Source organism: Ornithinibacillus halotolerans (genome assembly GCF_014637405.1).
In the GTDB taxonomy this organism is placed as follows: Bacteria; Bacillota; Bacilli; order Bacillales; family Amphibacillaceae; genus Ornithinibacillus; species Ornithinibacillus halotolerans.
The window spans coordinates 229,414-246,965 of record NZ_BMEY01000001.1 but is presented as its reverse complement, the minus strand read 5'-3'; the positions used below and the strand labels follow the sequence as shown (position 1 = coordinate 246,965).

The window sequence follows — 17,552 nt, the reverse complement described above, 5'->3', positions numbered from 1 at the left end:
GATTCGTTTTGGGAGTGCATGTTGCAAGAAGAAAATTAGGCCAATCGTCACTCATTCGTTTTATGAGTGCCCGTTGTAAGCAGAAAAATAGTTTAACGGTAACTCATCGCCGTTATGAGTGCCCGTTCCAAGCAGAATATTAGCTCAACCGTCACTCATCGCAGTAATGAGTGCCCGTTGTAAGCAGAAAAATAGTTTAACGGTAACTCATCGCCGTTATGAGTGCCCGTTCCAAGCAGAATATTAGCTCAACCGTCACTCATCCGCATTATGAGTGCCCGTTGTAAACAGAATTTAGCATCAACGGTAACTCATCGCAGTAATGAGTGCCCGTTCCAAGCAGGAATTAGTACCAACCGTCACTCATCTGCATTATGAGTGCCCGTAGCAACCGGGAATTAGCACGAACCGTCCCTCATCCCATCCATTAAAACCTATCACGAAGCTTGTATAAGAAATTTCAATTGTGAATTCTCTTTGACTTTTGAGTTGATTGCTTTTTTATCCCTAAAAGATTGTGTACTATTAATATTAAGAACATACCACATCACATTAGGGAGTTATAAACATGCTGAAAAATACTTTAGGAATTGGTCTACTTGTTGTTCTTGGGGCGATTTTAGTGATGAATGTACTAGATCATAACAAAGAGGAAAAGGCTTCAGGACCTAATTTCGTTGATGTAACAGGAGATCCATCGGTTGAAGGAGTTGCTATTTTTTCACCAGGTGATATAGGAATAAAAGAAGGTGACCAAGCACCAGAATTTGAATTACCATTAATAAATGGCGAGACAGTAAAACTTTCTGATCTAAAAGGAAAGAAAGTTCTAATTAATTTTTGGGCTTCTTGGTGTGGCCCGTGTAAAAAGGAAATGCCAGAAATTGAACAACTATATAAAGAACATGGGGATGAGATTGCAATTTTGGCAATAAATGCAACAGATTCGGAAAGAAATGAAGAGGTTGTATTGGATTATATTCAAGAAAATAATTACACTTTTCCAGTTGCTTTAGATAGGGACATGAGTGTTACTGATGAGATGTATAAGGTAATATCGATTCCTACATCTTATTTTATTGATACAGAAGGAAAAATTAATACGCGGTTCATTGGTCCGATGACATATGATTTTATGATGGATACAATAAACGCCATGAATTAATCCGCAACAATTTTTCAAAAATTATTATAAAAATGCGAAGAAATGGTAATACTGTAAAATAAAAGGGGTGATTACCATTTCTTTGAAGAAAAGACATTCATTTGAAGAGCTGGTTCAAGCCAATCGTCAACAAATATTAGAAGATAGAGATTTCTTGGATCGCTTTGAAGATAATTTAGAAAGAAGAGCGAAAGAACTACTCGAGAAGAAAAAAGAAGCATAAATATCGTCATAACATTCAGTTAACCTCTTATTAATGATAAGTTTATCGTTATCATTTAATAAAGAGGTTTTTCTCTTTTTTCATACCATTTTTCAGTATACTAATACTCTAATTTGAAAGAATAACAATGAAGTGTCGAACTAAGATTTAAAGGAGGGATTCATAATGACTGACAAACATCAACATACACCAAAGCCCGATGATCGAAGTGATAATGTTGATAAACTTCAAAATATGATCCAAGATACAATTGAAAATATTGAAGCATCCCATGAAACGATGCAATTTGCATCAGGTGAAGAAAAACAAAAGATTGCTGATAAAAACAAACGACGTGAAGAAGCAATAGAGGGATTTCGTAGCGAAATAAAAGACGAAGTGCGTGAACAATAATAGATTATATGAAGACTGGGACTATTTAAAGTGTATTAATAAAAACATGAACAAAACCTATGTAACGTAGTGTATTTTCGTAACAGGTATACAATACCATTTACGATGTTCGCTTTTTATTATGTGCACTTTGTCCCAGTCTTTTTTTATTTATGATAAACTATTGGGGGAGAAGTAAGAGGAGGAAGAAACATGAAACGTGTTAGAACACCTATCGAAGTTAGATATCAAGAAACAGATCAAATGGGCGTTGTTTATCATGCCAATTACTTAGTTTGGTTCGAAATTGGACGTACGAAATTTATAGAAAATTTAGGGCTTCAATATACAGAAATGGAAAAGAATAATATCGTTTCTCCAGTTATAGATGCACAAATATCTTATAAGAAACCTACTAAATATGGAGAAAAGGTATTTGTAGAAACATGGATAGAGAAGTATGATGGTTTAAGAACAGTCTATAACTACGAAGTATTAAATGATGAAGGGGAAATTAAAGTTACCGGTTCTACGAAACATGTAATTGTAAACAAAGATAGTTTTAGACCTCTTTCTTTAAAAAGAGCCTATCCACGTTGGCATGAACTGTATTTGAAACAATTAGAGGATGAAGAATAATGGCATTTGGTCTTAAGCGTGAAGAGGTTAAAAGATGGAAAGAAGATGTGGAGAATGGAAGAGTTGCAATCTTAACCCATTATTGGTTAGATGACCGTTTTCCCAATAGTACTTCAGTTACAAAAGTAGGCTGTAGCCATATTGAAAAGTTAATATCGTGGGGAGAACAATATAATTTAGATCCAAAGTGGATTCATTATGATGGTAAGTATCCACATTTTGACTTATTTGGAGAAAAGCAACTTGAGATTTTACAAAAGGAAGGTAAATGGGAGCAAATTAAGAGGTTTAATCTATGAACAAAAGCTCAAAATATGTTTGAGCTTTTGTTTTTTTCTTTTTTCTCTGGTACATAATCAACACCGCCTGGATGAAACGGATGGCACTTACTAATTCTTTTTATCGTTAGATAAACACCCTTAATTGCTCCAAATTTTTGTATAGCTTCAAGACCATATTGTGAGCAAGTAGGGTGAAAACGACATGTAGAAGGAGTAAATGGACTGATTGCATTGCGATAAAATTTAATTAATCCAATAAATATATACTTCATTAAGAGACCTTCTTTATAATATGAGCTTTAATTATTATTTTTCAAAATGTATTGTTGCGATTGCATCATGCATATGAATGGATTCTTCATTCTGACATGTTACTGTAAAACTAGTAACAAATGGCATTTCATATAGGTCTGCAGCTACTAATCTTGCCATATCTTCCACGAAGCGTGGGTTTTCATATGCTTCTTCCGTAACCATCTTTTCATCAGGGCGCTTCAATATCGGGTGTAATCTAGCACTAGCATTGCTTTCTGCAGCTTCAAGTAAAGCGAGCTTCCAATCAACGATTGCTTCATCGTAATCATCTGATAGGCTTACCTCAACTTTGACATTTCCACGTTGGTTATGGGCACTATATTCACTAATTTCTTTGGAACAAGGGCATAATGTTGTAATTAGTACAGATATTCCAACGTTTACTTGATAACCAGTAGTTTCGTGATAAGTTACTTTAATGGTTAAATCTGCATGGTTTAACCCAGCAATTCCTGAACTAGGTCCTTTTCTTTCATAGAACCAAGGGAATGTTAGCTCAATGGATGCATCTTTTTGACCAAGTCGTTCAGCTAATTCTTTTGTGAATTCTTTTAGTAAGGATAATTCCGTTTGAAATCCTTGTTGACTATATAAAGCCAACTGCTCCATAAATCGACTCATATTTGTTCCTTTATTCGATTGTTGAATTGTAGATGTGAAGGTAAATGAAGCAATACTAGTTTGTTGTTCCGGTTGAGTTTTACTATTAATGATGATGGGATGCTTAACATTAGTAATACCCACTGCATCAAGTTCAAACAAGAAATCTTTCTTTTGATTTTGCAAATCAGCCATTTTGTCTTTTTCAACTGGTTTATGCTTTGGACCGGGTTCAACCGATCCAAATAATTTATGTCTTTCTTCTTTTATAGGTAATACTTTATGAGGTGTATTATTCAAATGCATAGTGATTTCCTTTCTGTTATGCAAGACTTTACTCTTCCTAAAGTATAATCAATTTAGATGGCTGTTATCAATTATATCGCTTTACTACATCCACTTAATTTTAGGCTCAGTTTTATTAATGATTCTCTTAATATTCGCTAGATGACGATAGATCACAAACAGAGTAAGTACTCCAATAACAATCATTAACCCAATATCACCAATAAATATCGAAACAATAAATGAAACAACACCGGTAATCATTGATGATAAGGACACATACTTAGAGATTTTAAGTGTTAGTAGAAACGTTAATACCATGATACCAAACAGAATAGGGTTTACACCTAAAATAATCCCGCCTGAAGTTGCAACTGCTTTTCCACCTTTAAAACGTGCGAAAACCGGGTATGTGTGGCCGATTACTGCGAAAATACCAATTGCTAATCGATATACATCCGCATCAAATAATAAGGGAATAACCGTTGCTACAGTACCTTTTAAAATATCTGCTAACGTTACAATAATCCCTGCTTTTATCCCTAGAACTCGGAAAGTGTTTGTACCGCCGAGGTTACCGCTACCGTGTTCTCGAATATCAATGTTATAACCAACTTTTCCTACAATTAGAGCTGAGGGAATAGACCCTAATAAATATGCAATGATAGCAAATAATACGTATTCCATGTCATTTCCTACTTTCATAAATTTTTCAAGTTATCCTTCTTTAGTTTATATTTTATCATGAACTATTAATAGAAGGTACTAGTATTATTAGAATCAACGAATTTAATGTAAAATATAAGAGATACTCAGTATAACATGCATTTACTGATAAATTATCTTTTTACATGTTAAACTATAAATTATATGTAAGATATATTTTTTGAAAGGAATGGTTGAAAAATGGAAAACCCATCAAACGAACAGATTAGAGAGATACTAGAAACATCTAAAACGATTGCTGTAGTAGGTCTTTCGGATAATCCTGAAAGAACATCCTATCAAATATCTAAAATCATGCAAGACTTAGGATACAAGATAATTCCTGTAAATCCAACGGTTGATGAAGTGTTAGGTGAAAAATCGTATGCATCCCTATTAGAAATTAATGAACCAATAGATATTATTAATGTATTCAGAAGACCAGAATATTTGCCTAGTTTAGCTCAGGAAGCTGCCCAAACTAATTGTAAAGTATTTTGGGCGCAACAAGGTATTACTAACGAAGATGCTTATGATTATCTAACAGAGCGAGGTTTCACTGTAATTATGGATTTATGTATTAAAGTGGCCCACGCTGTACTAGTGAAAAAATAATGATAACATGGATGGCATATGTCATCCTTTTTTTAGTCTTTATTTAATTTAATACTTACATCTAACTATATTCCAATCGATAACTTCTATACTTTTTAAAATAGATTGTAGTATACTTAGTAAGATATTGTGTTGATGACAAGAGTTTTCCTTTACAAAATCAAACACACGTTCTACGATATAATATAGAATAAATAGATACATTCATGGAAGGGAGATTCAGCAATGGACAAGACATCTATACATTACTCTGATGATTCGATCCAAGTATTAGAAGGTTTAGAAGCTGTTCGTAAAAGACCTGGTATGTATATTGGAAGTACGGATCACCGTGGATTGCATCATCTAGTATTTGAAATAGTAGATAATGCTGTTGATGAAGCTTTAGCAGGATATGGGAACGTAATAAAAGTAAAAATACATAATGATAATAGTGTTTCCATCGAAGACTTTGGACGGGGAATCCCAAGCGGAAAACATAGTACAGGTAAATCTACTTTAGAAGTTATTTTTACAGTTCTCCATGCTGGTGGAAAATTTGGACAAGGTGGCTATAAAACGAGTGGTGGATTACACGGTGTTGGGGCATCAGTAGTAAATGCATTATCGGAATGGTTAGAAGTAACGTCCCATCGTGATGGAGAAATTTCCTTTTTACGATTTGAAAATGGTGGAATTCCAGTTGGCAACGTACAGAAACTTGGCAAAACAAGAAAAAATGGTTCAATAATCCATTTCAAACCGGACGCTTCCATTTTCTCTACTACTGTATTTAGCTTTGAAACTATTTCTGAGCGTTTACGAGAAGCAGCATTTTTATTAAAAGGTTTACGTATTGAATTAGTAGACGAAAGAACGGAAGAACAGGAGATTTATGAATATCCGGATGGTCTGAAATCTTTTGTACAATACTTAAATGAAGATAAAGATTCTCTTCATGAGATTGTGTTTTTTGAAGGAGAAAATCAAGATATTGAAGTTGAATTTTCGTTCCAATTTAATGATGGATACTCAGAGAATATGTTATCCTTTGTTAACCATGTCCGTACGAAAGATGGGGGAACCCATGAATCAGGTGCGCGAACTGCTATTACGAGATGTTTTAATGATTATGCTAGAAGAACAGGTGCGTTAAAAGAGAAAGATAAAAACTTAGAAGGTGCGGACATTCGAGAAGGATTAACGGCTATCGTATCTGTTCGTATTCCTGAGGAAAAATTACAATTTGAAGGACAAACAAAAGGAAAATTAGGAACTTCGGAGGCAAGATCTGCAGTTGATTCTGTCGTATCGGAGAAACTAAATTTCTTTTTAGAAGAAAACCCGGATATATCCGGATTATTAGTAAAAAAAGCAATTAAAGCAAAAGAGGCTCGGGAAGCAGCGAGAAAAGCTCGTGAAGATGCAAGAACTGGGAAGAAAAAACGTCGTAAAGACACGTTACTTAGCGGAAAACTGACGCCTGCTCAGTCAAAAAATCCCGATAAAAATGAATTGTACTTAGTAGAGGGTGATTCAGCTGGTGGGTCGGCTAAGCAAGGAAGAGATCGTAAATTCCAAGCGGTATTGCCACTACGAGGAAAAGTAATCAATACCGAAAAAGCAAAACTTCAAGATGTATTTAAAAATGAAGAAATTTCCACGATTATTCATACAATTGGTGCAGGCATTGGAACTGATTTTGTTTTAGAGGATGCAAATTATGACAAAATCATTATTATGACTGATGCGGATACAGACGGAGCACATATTCAAGTATTGCTACTAACTTTCTTCTACCGCTACATGAGACCTTTAATTGAAGCTGGAAAGATTTATATTGCATTACCTCCTTTATATAAAATCTCCAAAGGTACAGGTAAGAAAGAACAAGTCATTTATGCTTGGGACGATGAAGGAATGAAAGATGCAGTTAAGAAATTTAAAAATGGGTATATGATTCAGCGTTACAAAGGTCTTGGTGAAATGAACGCAGACCAATTGTGGGATACAACGATGAATCCAGAAACAAGAACGCTAATTCGTGTCACAATTGAAGATATTGCAAGAGCTGAAAGACGAGTTACAACATTAATGGGTGATAAAGTTGAACCTAGACGTAAATGGATCGAGTCCAATGTTGCATTTGGATTGGACGACGACACAAACATATTAGAAAACGATAAAATTCATTCATAAATATTAGCTAGTTTAAATGTTAGATAAGGGGGAAATGACTTGCCACAGTCAGAAAAATTTCTCGATCTTCCTTTAGAAGAAGTAATCGGTGATCGATTTGGAAGGTATAGTAAGTATATAATTCAAGACCGTGCATTACCGGATGTACGAGATGGATTAAAACCTGTTCAACGCAGAATTCTTTATGCAATGTTTAAAGAAAAGAATACACATGATAAGCAATTCCGCAAATCAGCTAAAACAGTAGGTACCGTAATCGGTAATTATCACCCGCATGGTGATAGCTCTGTGTATGAAGCAATGGTTCGCCTTAGTCAAGATTGGAAGATGCGTAATGTGCTGATTGAAATGCATGGAAACAACGGAAGTATGGATGGAGATCCAGCCGCAGCGATGCGTTATACAGAAGCAAGATTATCTAGTATTGCCTCTGAATTGCTGCGAGATATAAATAAAGACACCGTTGATCTAATGCCAAACTTTGATGATACAGATGAAGAGCCAGTTGTTTTACCTGCTAAATTTCCTAATCTATTAGTAAATGGTTCAACTGGAATATCGGCAGGGTATGCTACCGATATTCCCCCTCATAATTTGGGAGAAGTTATTGATGGGGTTATTGAACGTATTGATAAGCCTAACAGTACTGTAGACGAACTAATGAAGTTTATTAAAGGACCTGATTTCCCAACCGGGGGAATTATCCAAGGTGTGGAAGGTATTAAAAAAGCCTATGAAACTGGTAGAGGAAAAATTGTTCTTCGTGGAAGAGCACAAATTGAATCGATTCGAGGGAATCGTGAACAAATAGTCATTGATGAAATTCCATACGATGTGAACAAAGCTAACCTCGTTAAAAAAATTGATGAATTACGTTTAGATCGTAAAGTAGAAGGGATTTCTGAAGTAAGAGACGAAACAGATCGAACTGGACTTCGTATCGTCATAGAGTTGAAAAAAGATGGAAATGGTGAAGGTGTCTTAAATTATTTATATAAAAACACCGATTTACAAGTAACGTATCATTTCAATATGGTTGCTATCCAAGATAGAACACCGAAATGGTTATCACTAACTCAAATGTTGGATGCATATATTGAACACCAAAAAGATGTCGTAACGAGATCAACAAAATATGATCTGAAACATGCGAAAGCTCGTGCCCACATTGTAGAAGGGCTAATTAAGGCAATTTCTATTTTAGATGAGCTAGTAGCAACGATTCGTGCCTCAAAAGATAAACAGGACGCGAAGAAGCAAATTATGGAAAAGTATGGTTTTACTGAAAAACAAGCAGAAGCAATTGTCATGTTACAATTGTACAGATTGACAAATACTGATGTAACATTACTGCAACAAGAAGCTAAAGAATTAAAGGCTCAGATTGAAGAGTTAGAGTCAATTTTAGCAAGCGAGAAAAAATTACTTCAAACGATTAAAAATGATCTTAAACAAATGAAAAAACAATTCTCTGAGCGTAGAAGAACCATTATTGAAGCTGAAATTGAAGAACTAAAAATTGATATTGAAGTAACTGTTGCGAGTGAAGATGTCTTAGTTTCAGTAACTAAAGAAGGTTATGTAAAACGTACTAGCCTCAGATCTTATGCAGCTTCAAATAGTGAAGATTTTGCCATAAAAGATGATGACCACTTAGTTGGATTAATTGAGGCAAATACAACAGATAAGGTGCTCTTATTTACAAACAAGGGTAAGTATTTATATATCCCTGTTCATGAATTACCAGATATTCGTTGGAAAGATATTGGTCAACATGTTTCTAATATTGTCCAAATTGAAAAAGACGAATATATTGTTCATTGTGTGCCTATTAGAGAATTTAAAGAGGATGAATACTTAATTTTCTTCACTAAAAATGGCATGGTCAAACGTAGTGAATTAAAATTATATGAGGCACAGCGATACTCTAAACCACTCATTGCTCTAAATTTAAAGAAAGACGATGAGGTAGTTCAAGTTTGCCAAACAAATGGATATTCTGATATATTTATTGCTTCTAATAGAGGTTATGGATTATGGTATCATGAATCAGAAGTACCGGCAGTTGGTCAACGTGCAAGTGGTGTTAAAGCTATTCAATTAAAAGACGGAGAATTTGTTGTTGGTGGTCAAGTGTTTGATGACCTATCAGATCCATTTTTAGTAGTTGTAACACAACGTGGTGCTTGTAAGCGAATGAAATTAAGAGAATTTGAAAAATCTTCCCGAGCAAAACGAGGCTTGCTCATGTTACGGGAACTCAAGAGTAAACCACATCGTATTGTCGGCTTCTATGCAACATATGAAAAAGATACGATTAAGTTTACAACTTCCAAAGGGGAAACACATGAAATCTTCCCATTAGAATTACCAAATAGTGACCGAAGTAGTAACGGATCGTTTATTATTGATACAGATAATCAAGGGGAAGTTGTGGAAGTTTGGAAGAAAGTAACGTATGAAAAACCATTTGATCAACAAGTAGAATGATTTAAGAGGCTGAGACAAAACTATTTCTAACATAAGAAAAACCGAACATTAAAGTTAGAGCATCAAACCCGCCCCGGAAATATACTGCGCTTTCCGTGGGCGGCTGGTGAGCCTCCTCAGAGCTAACGCTCTTGCGGGGTCTCACCGATGCCTTTCCTCCCACAGGAGTCTCCGTATATTTCCGGGGCTAATGTGGTGATTGTTCGTTTTTTATTACCTTTGTTTTAGTTTTGTCCCGGCCTCTTTTATTCTTAAATATTTTCAAGCGGAATTTTTAGAATGTGAAGTACGATAAAAAATCAAAAAAAGGTTAGGACGATATTATGATTATTACAACTAGCGGGAAACCTTCCATTAATATTGTGTCAAAAGCAAAACAGCTTTCAAAAAGATATAACCTTCCTTATATCGAAAGGCTAGGCGTCTCAATACAAACGTTAAAGAATGAGTACAAACAGGATGTAATTATTGTAGGAAGTGAGAAATTAGTTATTTCCCCATTATCCAGTGACAAGGAGTTGTTCTTCCATCCTAACCTAGCTTATATTCGGGCAAAGCGGATTTTACGAGGTGAACGTGATCCATTTATAGAGATTGCTAAATTAAAGGAAGGGATGTCACTTCTGGATTGTACACTTGGTTTAGCATCAGATAGTATTCTTGCGAGTTTTGTGGTTGGTACATCGGGAAAAGTAACTGGAATTGAAGGTAATGAGTTAATCTATTTTATAGTAAAAGAAGGATTAACGACATTTAAAAGTAAGAATAAATACTTCAACAAAGCGATGCAATCCATACACGTTGTTCACAATGATTACTTAACGTACTTATTGTCTTTAGAAACGAACGCTTATGATGTCGTTTATTTCGATCCGATGTTTCAAAATGGAATAGAAACATCAACTGGAATTAACATTATTCGTGAACAAGCAATAATGACGGATATGACTGAAAAAGTTATTACCGAGGCAAAAAGAGTTGCCCGTCAGCGAGTTATTTTAAAGGATCACTGGAAAAGTGATCGTTTTGATAAATTTGGATTTAACCAGCTTAAAAGAAAAACAGCTCTATTTCATTATGGAACAATTGAATTACTAAAAAGTTAGAATCTTCTTTATGAATAAAGAAAATTGTGATAAGCTAATATTGGATATAAATGAGAGGAGGGCTTCTGACGAAATTACGAGATAAAATTATCCATTCTGCCTTGCATTTATTTGAAAAACATGGCTACCATGGTGTAACAGTAAATCAGATTGTTCAAGATATTGGAACATCAAAAGGCGGGTTTTACCACCATTTTACATCTAAAGATGAACTACTTTTTGTAATCCACGATACGTTTATTACGTATGTGCTTGAAAAAGCATACATAGCAAAAAACACCTATGACTCTCCAACTTTGAAATTACGTGCAATTATTAAAAGCTTTGTCCAAGTTTTTGATTTGTATAAACCTCATATTTCTGTATTTTATCAAGAAAATATATACTTAAAAGCGAATTACGCAGAACTTATCAAAAAGAAACGAGACCAATTTAAGAACATTATTATTGAAACACTCTCTGAAGGAAAACGGATCGGTGATTTTCGAGAAGATTTATCAGAAGATATAACCGGAATGGCGATTCTTGGGATGGTTAACTGGACTTATAAATGGTATAAGACAACAGGGGAAAAATCAATTGATGAAATTGGAGATATTTATGTAGATCTAATTATGCGCTCTATTTTAAACGAAAAAATGTAAGCGTTATTATAACCTTAATAGCTTCATAGAAAGCTATATTTTTAAGACGATTACCGACCAACCAGTCGGTCTTGTACAGGAGGAGAGCAAATGGATTTTAATTTAACAAAAGAGCAAGAAATGATTCGAAAAATGGTTCGCGATTTTGCAGAGAAAGTAATCAAGCCTCGAACGATTGAGATTGATACGGAGGCAAAATTTCCAGTCGACATATTTGAACAAATGGGTGAACTTGGTTTTTTAGGGATTCCTTTTCCAGAAGAATATGGTGGTTCTGGTGGGGATACCCTTTCTTATGCAATAGCAGTGGAGGAAATTGGTCGAGTATGTGGAAGTACGGGACTAAGCTATGCAGCAGCAGTTTCTCTAGGAGCAAGCCCCATTTATTACTTCGGTACAGAAGAGCAAAAGAAAGAATTTTTAACACCGTTAGCATCAGGTAAAGCACTTGGTTCATTTGGATTAACAGAGCCAAATGCAGGGTCTGATGCAGGTGGTACAAAAACAACCGCTGTTATTGATGGTGATGATTATATTATTAATGGTGAAAAATGTTTTATTACGAATGCTAGTTACGCCAAGACGTTGATTGTCACAGCGGTAACAGGAAAGAACGAGAAAGGTAGAAATATTATATCGGCCATTATTGTTCCGACAAATGCAGAAGGAGTAACCATTACAAGTAATTATGACAAAATGGGTGTCCGTGGTTCTGATACAGCGGAAATTGTCTTAGACAATGTTCGTGTACCTAGAAAAAATCTTTTGGGTGATGAGAAAAAAGGCTTTAGTCAATTTCTATATACATTAGATGGTGGTAGGATTTCTATTGCAGCACTTGGGTTAGGTATTGCTCAGGCCTCTTTAGATAAGGCATTGAAATATGCCAAAGAAAGAAAGCAGTTCGGCAAGTCCATCTCTAATTTCCAAGCGATTCAATTTAAACTCGCAGATATGGCAATGGAAGTAGAATTATCTCGAAATATGGTATATAAAGCAGCATGGTTAAAAGATCAGAATAAACCATTTACGAAAGAATCTGCTTATGCCAAATTATTTGCAACGGAGACGGCATTTCGTGCTGCTAATCAAGCAATTCAAATCCATGGTGGGTATGGATATATGCGTGAATATGAAGTTGAGCGCTATTTACGGGATGCAAAACTACTAGAGATTGGAGAAGGTACATCAGAGGTCCAACGATTAGTTATTGCAAGACAACTAGGTTGCTAGATGGAAAAATAGTTTGAAATATGCTAACTAAAGGAGTGGCAATATGATTTCTAAAATACTAATAGCAAATCGGGGTGAAATAGCAGCGAGAATTATCCGAACTTGTAAGGAGATGGGTATTCAAACAGTTGCCATCTATTCCGAGGCGGACAAAGATGCCCCATATGTAGAAATGGCTGATGAAGCTTATCTAATCGGTCCACCACAAGTAAAAGAGAGTTATTTGAATGTAGATAAAATAATAGAGACCGCTACAGAATCCAATGTGGATGCGATTCACCCTGGCTATGGTTTTTTCAGTGAGAATGGTAAGTTTGCAAAAGAATGTGAAAAAATAGGAATTAGATTTATCGGTCCAACTAGCCATGTGATGGATATGATGGGGAATAAAATAGAAGCAAGAAAAGCTATGAAAGCAGCAAATGTCCCTATTGTTCCAGGTACAGAAGATGCTATACCTACGGCTGAAGAAGCGGTAGAGATTGCAAAACATATCGGTTATCCAATAATGTTAAAAGCTTCTGCTGGTGGTGGTGGAATTGGAATGCAAGTAGTAAATAATGATGAAGAATTACAAAAAGCATTCCAAAGTAATGCAAAGCGAGCAGAGATGTTTTTTGGCGATGGATCGATGTTTTTAGAGAAAAAAATTGAACAGGCAAGACATGTTGAAATTCAATTATTAGCTGATAGACATGGTAATGTCGTGCATCTATTTGAACGAGAATGTTCGATTCAACGTAGAAATCAAAAGGTGTTGGAAGAAGCACCATCTCCATATATTTCTGATGAAACTAGATTAAAAATGGGTCAGGCAGCAGTAGATGCAGCTAAATCAATAGGATATACGAATGCGGGCACAGTTGAATTTTTAGTAGATAGAGAGGAAAATTTTTATTTTCTAGAAATGAATACAAGAATTCAAGTGGAACATCCTGTCACAGAAGAAATTACTGGTATTGATATTGTGAAAGAACAAATTAATATTGCAAATGGAAAGGAATTAGCTTGGAAACAAGAAGATCTTTCATATAACGGGCATGCCATTGAAGCACGAATTTATGCGGAAGATCCGAAAACATTTTTCCCGTCTCCAGGTCATATTAAAGAATTTGATGTTCCAAAAGGGAGAAATATTCGATTAGAAACAGCAGTGAAAAGTAATTATCAAGTTACTCCGTTCTATGACCCGATGATTAGTAAACTAATTGTGACAGGGCAAACAAGAGAAGATGCAATTTCATTACTGAAAGAGACTTTAGAACATACAAGCATAAAAGGTATCAAAACGAATATTCCACTACTTCTTGAAATTATTAACCATGAGCAATTTCTAAGTGGGAATACGACGACAACATTTATTGAAGAGCATTTTAGTCCAATAAAAAAGAAATAATCTATCTAGGAGGAAGTTAAGATGAACGAAGTAAAAGCAATGATGGCAGGTAATGTTTGGAAAATAGTTGTAGCGGTTGGCGATACAGTTGAAGAGGATCAAGATATTGTTATCTTAGAATCGATGAAAATGGAAATACCTATTGCAGCAGAAGAAAGCGGCGTTGTTAAAGAAATTAAAGTTCAAGAAGGTGACTTTGTAAACGAAGGAGATATTATAGCAATCATTGAATCTTAAAAGGAGGAAACTATGGCTTTAGTAGAGTTAGAGATACTTGATGAAAAAGTTGCTCTCATTACGCTAAATCGACCTGAGGCTGCAAATGCCATGTCAAAAGCATTATTAGACGACTTAAATCGTGTTATACATGAAATTAATCGAAATGAAATAATTTCCTGTGCCATTATAACAGGTGCCGGAGAAAAGGCCTTTTGCGCAGGAGCGGATTTAAAAGAACGACGTGGAATGAATGACGAAGAAGTAGTTGAAGCAGTAAGGTATATCGGTAAAACCGTAACTAACATCGAATCTATTGAGGTTCCAGTTATCGCTGCCATAAATGGTGTGGCTTTTGGAGGCGGATTAGAACTTGCACTTGCATGTGATATTCGGATTGCAGCAGATACAGCAAGTATGGGGTTAACGGAAACATCGTTAGCAATTATTCCAGGGGCAGGTGGAACCCAGCGATTACCAAGATTAATAGGTATAGGCCGTGCCAAACAGTTGATATTTACTGCCAAGAGAATTACAGCAGCTGAGGCACTTGCTTGGAATTTAGTAGAAGAAGTAGCTCCTAAGAATGAGCTTTTACAAGTGGCTATAGAAATGGCCAACGTAATTACCCAAAATGGTCCAATAGCTCTACGACAAGCTAAGATATCTATTAATCAAGGAATGCAATTTGATTTATCGTATGCACTCCAAATCGAGCATACTTGCTATAAAAAAACAATTCCAACGGAGGATCGGCTAGAAGGTTTAGCTGCGTTCCAAGAAAAACGTACACCGGTATATCGAGGAAAATAAGGAGCAAGGAGGTTTTAACATGTCATATATAGATGAACTTAATAAACGAATCGAACATATTAAAAAAGGCGGTCATGAGAAATATCATATAAAAAACGAGGAAAAAGGGAAACTTTTCGTTCGCAAAAGATTAGAGTTACTTTTTGATGATGGAATGGATATTGAGGATGCGTTTTTTGCTAATTGTATGGATGACTCCCTTCCGTCTGACGGAGTAGTGACCGGAATTGGTAAAATTAACGGGCAAGACGTTTGTGTTATGGCAAATGATTCTACCGTAAAAGCTGGTTCTTGGGGAAAAAGAACGGTAGAAAAGATTTTACGAATTCAGGAAACAGCTATGACATTAGAATTACCGATGATTTATTTAGTTGATTCTGCTGGTGCAAGAATAACCGATCAAATAGAAATGTTCCCTGGCAGAAGAGGAGCAGGCCGGATTTTTCATAACCAAATTAAATTATCCGGTCGAGTACCACAAATTTGCTTGCTATTTGGTCCGTCTGCAGCAGGTGGAGCGTATATCCCAGCCTTTTGTGATGTCGTTGTGATGGTTGATGGTAATGCGTCCATGTATCTTGGTTCTCCACGTATGGCAGAGAAAGTCATTGGTGAAAAAGTGACTCTCGAGGAAATGGGTGGAGCAAAGATGCATTGCTCTGTTTCTGGGGTTGGTGATGTATTAGTTAAAACAGAACCAGATGCAATTAGTTATGCACGTCGTTATTTATCTTACTTTCCTAAGAGCTTCAGAGAGAAGCCTCGTGTAAGAGAAGCAAAAGAAGTGAAAGAATTTGAAAAATCAATTACGGAGATTATTCCAGAAAATCAAAACGCACCTTTCAACATGTATGATTTTATTAATCGAATCATTGATGAGGACAGTTTTTGTGAAATTAAAAAGAAATTCGCTCCAGAATTAATTACTGGTCTATCAAGAATTGATGGCAGGTCTGTAGGTATTATTGCGAACCAACCACGTATGAAAGGTGGCGTATTATTCCCTGATTCGGCAGATAAAGCAGCGAAGTTCATTCAATTATGTGATGCTTTTAATATTCCATTATTATTCTTAATGGATGTCCCAGGGTTTATGATTGGTACGAAGGTGGAACGAGCTGGTATAATCCGTCATGGTGCAAAAATGTTAGCTTCAATGAGTGAAGCTACCGTTCCTAAAATTTCGGTTATTGTACGTAAAGCGTATGGAGCAGGACTTTATGCTATGGCAGGACCTGCATTTGAACCAGATGCAGTTCTTGCATTACCTACAGCGTCTATCGCTGTAATGGGACCGGAAGCGGCTGTGAATGCGGTGTATGCGAATAAAATAGCAGAATTGCCAGAAGAAGAACGACAAGCATTTATTAAACAAAAACAAGATGAATATAGAGACGATATTGATATATATCGACTAGCGAGTGAAATGGTTATTGATGCAGTCATTGAACCAAATAAATTAAGAGATGAATTAGCAAAACGCTACGCAATCTATGATGCAAAGAATACAGTATTTACAGAACGTAAACACGGTGTATACCCAGTATAATAATAGCCTTAGGGGTCTTCCTCTAAGGCTATTATTATTTAATGAACAAAATCAATTAATTAACCATAATAATATTATGTAAACTAAAACGGTAATTACTGTATTTCCAATGAATATATCGATATAATAATGGCAAAGAATGATAATATTCTTATTTTCTTTCAAGCAAAACATAACTTCCTAATAAACAACAAGATGGTGAAAAGATGAAAATTAAAGATTTTATGATTCCAGATGTTATTAGTGTAAAGGAACAAACGACGGTTAAAGAGTTACTGGAATTATTAGTTGAGAAAAAAATTGGTGGTGTCCCGGTTGTTAATGAGGACAATACATTAGTTGGTGTAATAAGCGATGGTGATGTAATTCGATATTTAAAACCTAATAGTAGGGCTGTTTTCGATATGTTTGCGATTATTATGGTTAATGAGCAGGAAAATTTATTAGAAAAACTATCCTATACTTTATCAAAGTCAGTTTCAAACATGATGAAAACTCGAGATATTATCACACTTCATCCAGATAATAAATTAGAGGATGCATTTAGTATATTTGCTAAATACCATTTTAAGAAAATCCCAATTACAGATGAGAATAAGCGAGTTGTCGGAGTTATTAGTAGAGGAGATTTACTCCGACACGTTACCAATACGATTATTCAAAAACAGTAGAGGCTCAAGCATGTTGAGCCTCTTTTCATTTGACTGATAAATGTGTCAAAGCAAAG

20 protein-coding genes are annotated in these 17,552 nt (G+C 35.4%); 17 read left to right on the top strand and 3 right to left on the bottom strand.

What is annotated here, in order from left to right; translation table 11 throughout:
* The first annotated feature begins 8 nt into the window (after positions 1 to 8).
* From IEV35_RS20270 to IEV35_RS01330, 6 genes are all read left to right on the top strand, one after another.
* A complete protein-coding gene (locus IEV35_RS20270) occupies positions 9 to 143 on the top strand; it encodes a hypothetical protein (protein ID WP_268237903.1) in 135 nt (44 codons plus the stop codon).
* A gap of 425 nt (positions 144 to 568) precedes the next feature.
* Positions 569 to 1,165: a TlpA family protein disulfide reductase gene (locus IEV35_RS01350; RefSeq protein ID WP_188382879.1), complete on the top strand. Its 597-nt coding sequence runs from the start codon at positions 569 to 571 to the stop codon at positions 1,163 to 1,165.
* A 76-nt stretch (positions 1,166 to 1,241) separates the two neighbouring features.
* Positions 1,242 to 1,388, top strand: a complete 147-nt coding sequence (locus tag IEV35_RS01345; protein ID WP_373284679.1) for an FbpB family small basic protein — start codon at positions 1,242 to 1,244, stop codon at positions 1,386 to 1,388.
* Positions 1,389 to 1,553: 165 nt separating this feature from the next.
* Positions 1,554 to 1,781: a small acid-soluble spore protein Tlp gene (tlp, locus tag IEV35_RS01340; protein WP_188382877.1), complete on the top strand. Its 228-nt coding sequence runs from the start codon at positions 1,554 to 1,556 to the stop codon at positions 1,779 to 1,781.
* Positions 1,782 to 1,973: 192 nt separating this feature from the next.
* Positions 1,974 to 2,399 (top strand): acyl-CoA thioesterase, encoded by a 426-nt coding sequence (locus tag IEV35_RS01335; protein ID WP_188382876.1) that lies wholly within the window; start codon positions 1,974 to 1,976, stop codon positions 2,397 to 2,399.
* Positions 2,399 to 2,698, top strand: a complete 300-nt coding sequence (locus IEV35_RS01330) for a hypothetical protein (RefSeq protein ID WP_188382875.1) — start codon at positions 2,399 to 2,401, stop codon at positions 2,696 to 2,698. The genes IEV35_RS01335 and IEV35_RS01330 overlap by 1 nt, the downstream gene beginning before the upstream one ends.
* Before the next feature lie 8 nt (positions 2,699 to 2,706).
* On the opposite strand, the gene yidD is transcribed toward IEV35_RS01330, so the two are convergent.
* The 3 genes from yidD to plsY all read right to left on the bottom strand — a co-directional run bounded on the left by yidD (position 2,707) and on the right by plsY (position 4,567).
* Positions 2,707 to 2,952, bottom strand: a complete 246-nt coding sequence (gene yidD, locus IEV35_RS01325) for a membrane protein insertion efficiency factor YidD (protein WP_188382874.1) — start codon at positions 2,950 to 2,952, stop codon at positions 2,707 to 2,709.
* Between the two features lie 34 nt (positions 2,953 to 2,986).
* Positions 2,987 to 3,901 carry a GTP cyclohydrolase FolE2 gene (folE2, locus tag IEV35_RS01320; protein ID WP_188383009.1) on the bottom strand — a complete coding sequence of 305 codons (915 nt, stop codon included), beginning with the start codon at positions 3,899 to 3,901 and terminating at the stop codon, positions 2,987 to 2,989.
* Between the two features lie 84 nt (positions 3,902 to 3,985).
* On the bottom strand, positions 3,986 to 4,567 hold the full coding sequence (gene plsY / locus IEV35_RS01315) for a glycerol-3-phosphate 1-O-acyltransferase PlsY (RefSeq protein ID WP_188382873.1): 582 nt from the start codon (positions 4,565 to 4,567) through the stop codon (positions 3,986 to 3,988).
* A gap of 219 nt (positions 4,568 to 4,786) precedes the next feature.
* Between plsY and IEV35_RS01310 the strand changes: the two genes are divergently transcribed.
* From IEV35_RS01310 to IEV35_RS01260, 11 genes are all read left to right on the top strand, one after another.
* A complete protein-coding gene (locus IEV35_RS01310) occupies positions 4,787 to 5,200 on the top strand; it encodes a CoA-binding protein (protein WP_188382872.1) in 414 nt (137 codons plus the stop codon).
* Positions 5,201 to 5,425: 225 nt separating this feature from the next.
* On the top strand, positions 5,426 to 7,378 hold the full coding sequence (parE, locus tag IEV35_RS01305) for a DNA topoisomerase IV subunit B (protein WP_188382871.1): 1,953 nt from the start codon (positions 5,426 to 5,428) through the stop codon (positions 7,376 to 7,378).
* 39 nt (positions 7,379 to 7,417) lie between these two features.
* Positions 7,418 to 9,868 (top strand): DNA topoisomerase IV subunit A, encoded by a 2,451-nt coding sequence (gene parC / locus IEV35_RS01300; protein ID WP_188382870.1) that lies wholly within the window; start codon positions 7,418 to 7,420, stop codon positions 9,866 to 9,868.
* A 323-nt stretch (positions 9,869 to 10,191) separates the two neighbouring features.
* Positions 10,192 to 10,974, top strand: a complete 783-nt coding sequence (locus tag IEV35_RS01295; RefSeq protein WP_188382869.1) for a class I SAM-dependent methyltransferase — start codon at positions 10,192 to 10,194, stop codon at positions 10,972 to 10,974.
* Positions 10,975 to 11,024: 50 nt separating this feature from the next.
* A complete protein-coding gene (locus IEV35_RS01290) occupies positions 11,025 to 11,618 on the top strand; it encodes a TetR/AcrR family transcriptional regulator (protein ID WP_188382868.1) in 594 nt (197 codons plus the stop codon).
* A 90-nt stretch (positions 11,619 to 11,708) separates the two neighbouring features.
* Positions 11,709 to 12,851, top strand: coding sequence for an acyl-CoA dehydrogenase family protein (locus IEV35_RS01285; protein ID WP_188382867.1), 1,143 nt, complete (start codon positions 11,709 to 11,711; stop codon positions 12,849 to 12,851).
* Between the two features lie 43 nt (positions 12,852 to 12,894).
* Positions 12,895 to 14,247, top strand: a complete 1,353-nt coding sequence (gene accC / locus IEV35_RS01280) for an acetyl-CoA carboxylase biotin carboxylase subunit (RefSeq protein WP_188382866.1) — start codon at positions 12,895 to 12,897, stop codon at positions 14,245 to 14,247.
* A gap of 21 nt (positions 14,248 to 14,268) precedes the next feature.
* Positions 14,269 to 14,484, top strand: coding sequence for an acetyl-CoA carboxylase biotin carboxyl carrier protein subunit (locus tag IEV35_RS01275; RefSeq protein WP_188382865.1), 216 nt, complete (start codon positions 14,269 to 14,271; stop codon positions 14,482 to 14,484).
* 12 nt (positions 14,485 to 14,496) lie between these two features.
* Positions 14,497 to 15,276, top strand: a complete 780-nt coding sequence (locus IEV35_RS01270; RefSeq protein ID WP_188382864.1) for an enoyl-CoA hydratase — start codon at positions 14,497 to 14,499, stop codon at positions 15,274 to 15,276.
* 19 nt (positions 15,277 to 15,295) lie between these two features.
* Positions 15,296 to 16,825 carry an acyl-CoA carboxylase subunit beta gene (locus IEV35_RS01265; RefSeq protein WP_188382863.1) on the top strand — a complete coding sequence of 510 codons (1,530 nt, stop codon included), beginning with the start codon at positions 15,296 to 15,298 and terminating at the stop codon, positions 16,823 to 16,825.
* A gap of 206 nt (positions 16,826 to 17,031) precedes the next feature.
* Positions 17,032 to 17,496 carry a CBS domain-containing protein gene (locus tag IEV35_RS01260; protein WP_188382862.1) on the top strand — a complete coding sequence of 155 codons (465 nt, stop codon included), beginning with the start codon at positions 17,032 to 17,034 and terminating at the stop codon, positions 17,494 to 17,496.
* Positions 17,497 to 17,552: the final 56 nt, after the last annotated feature.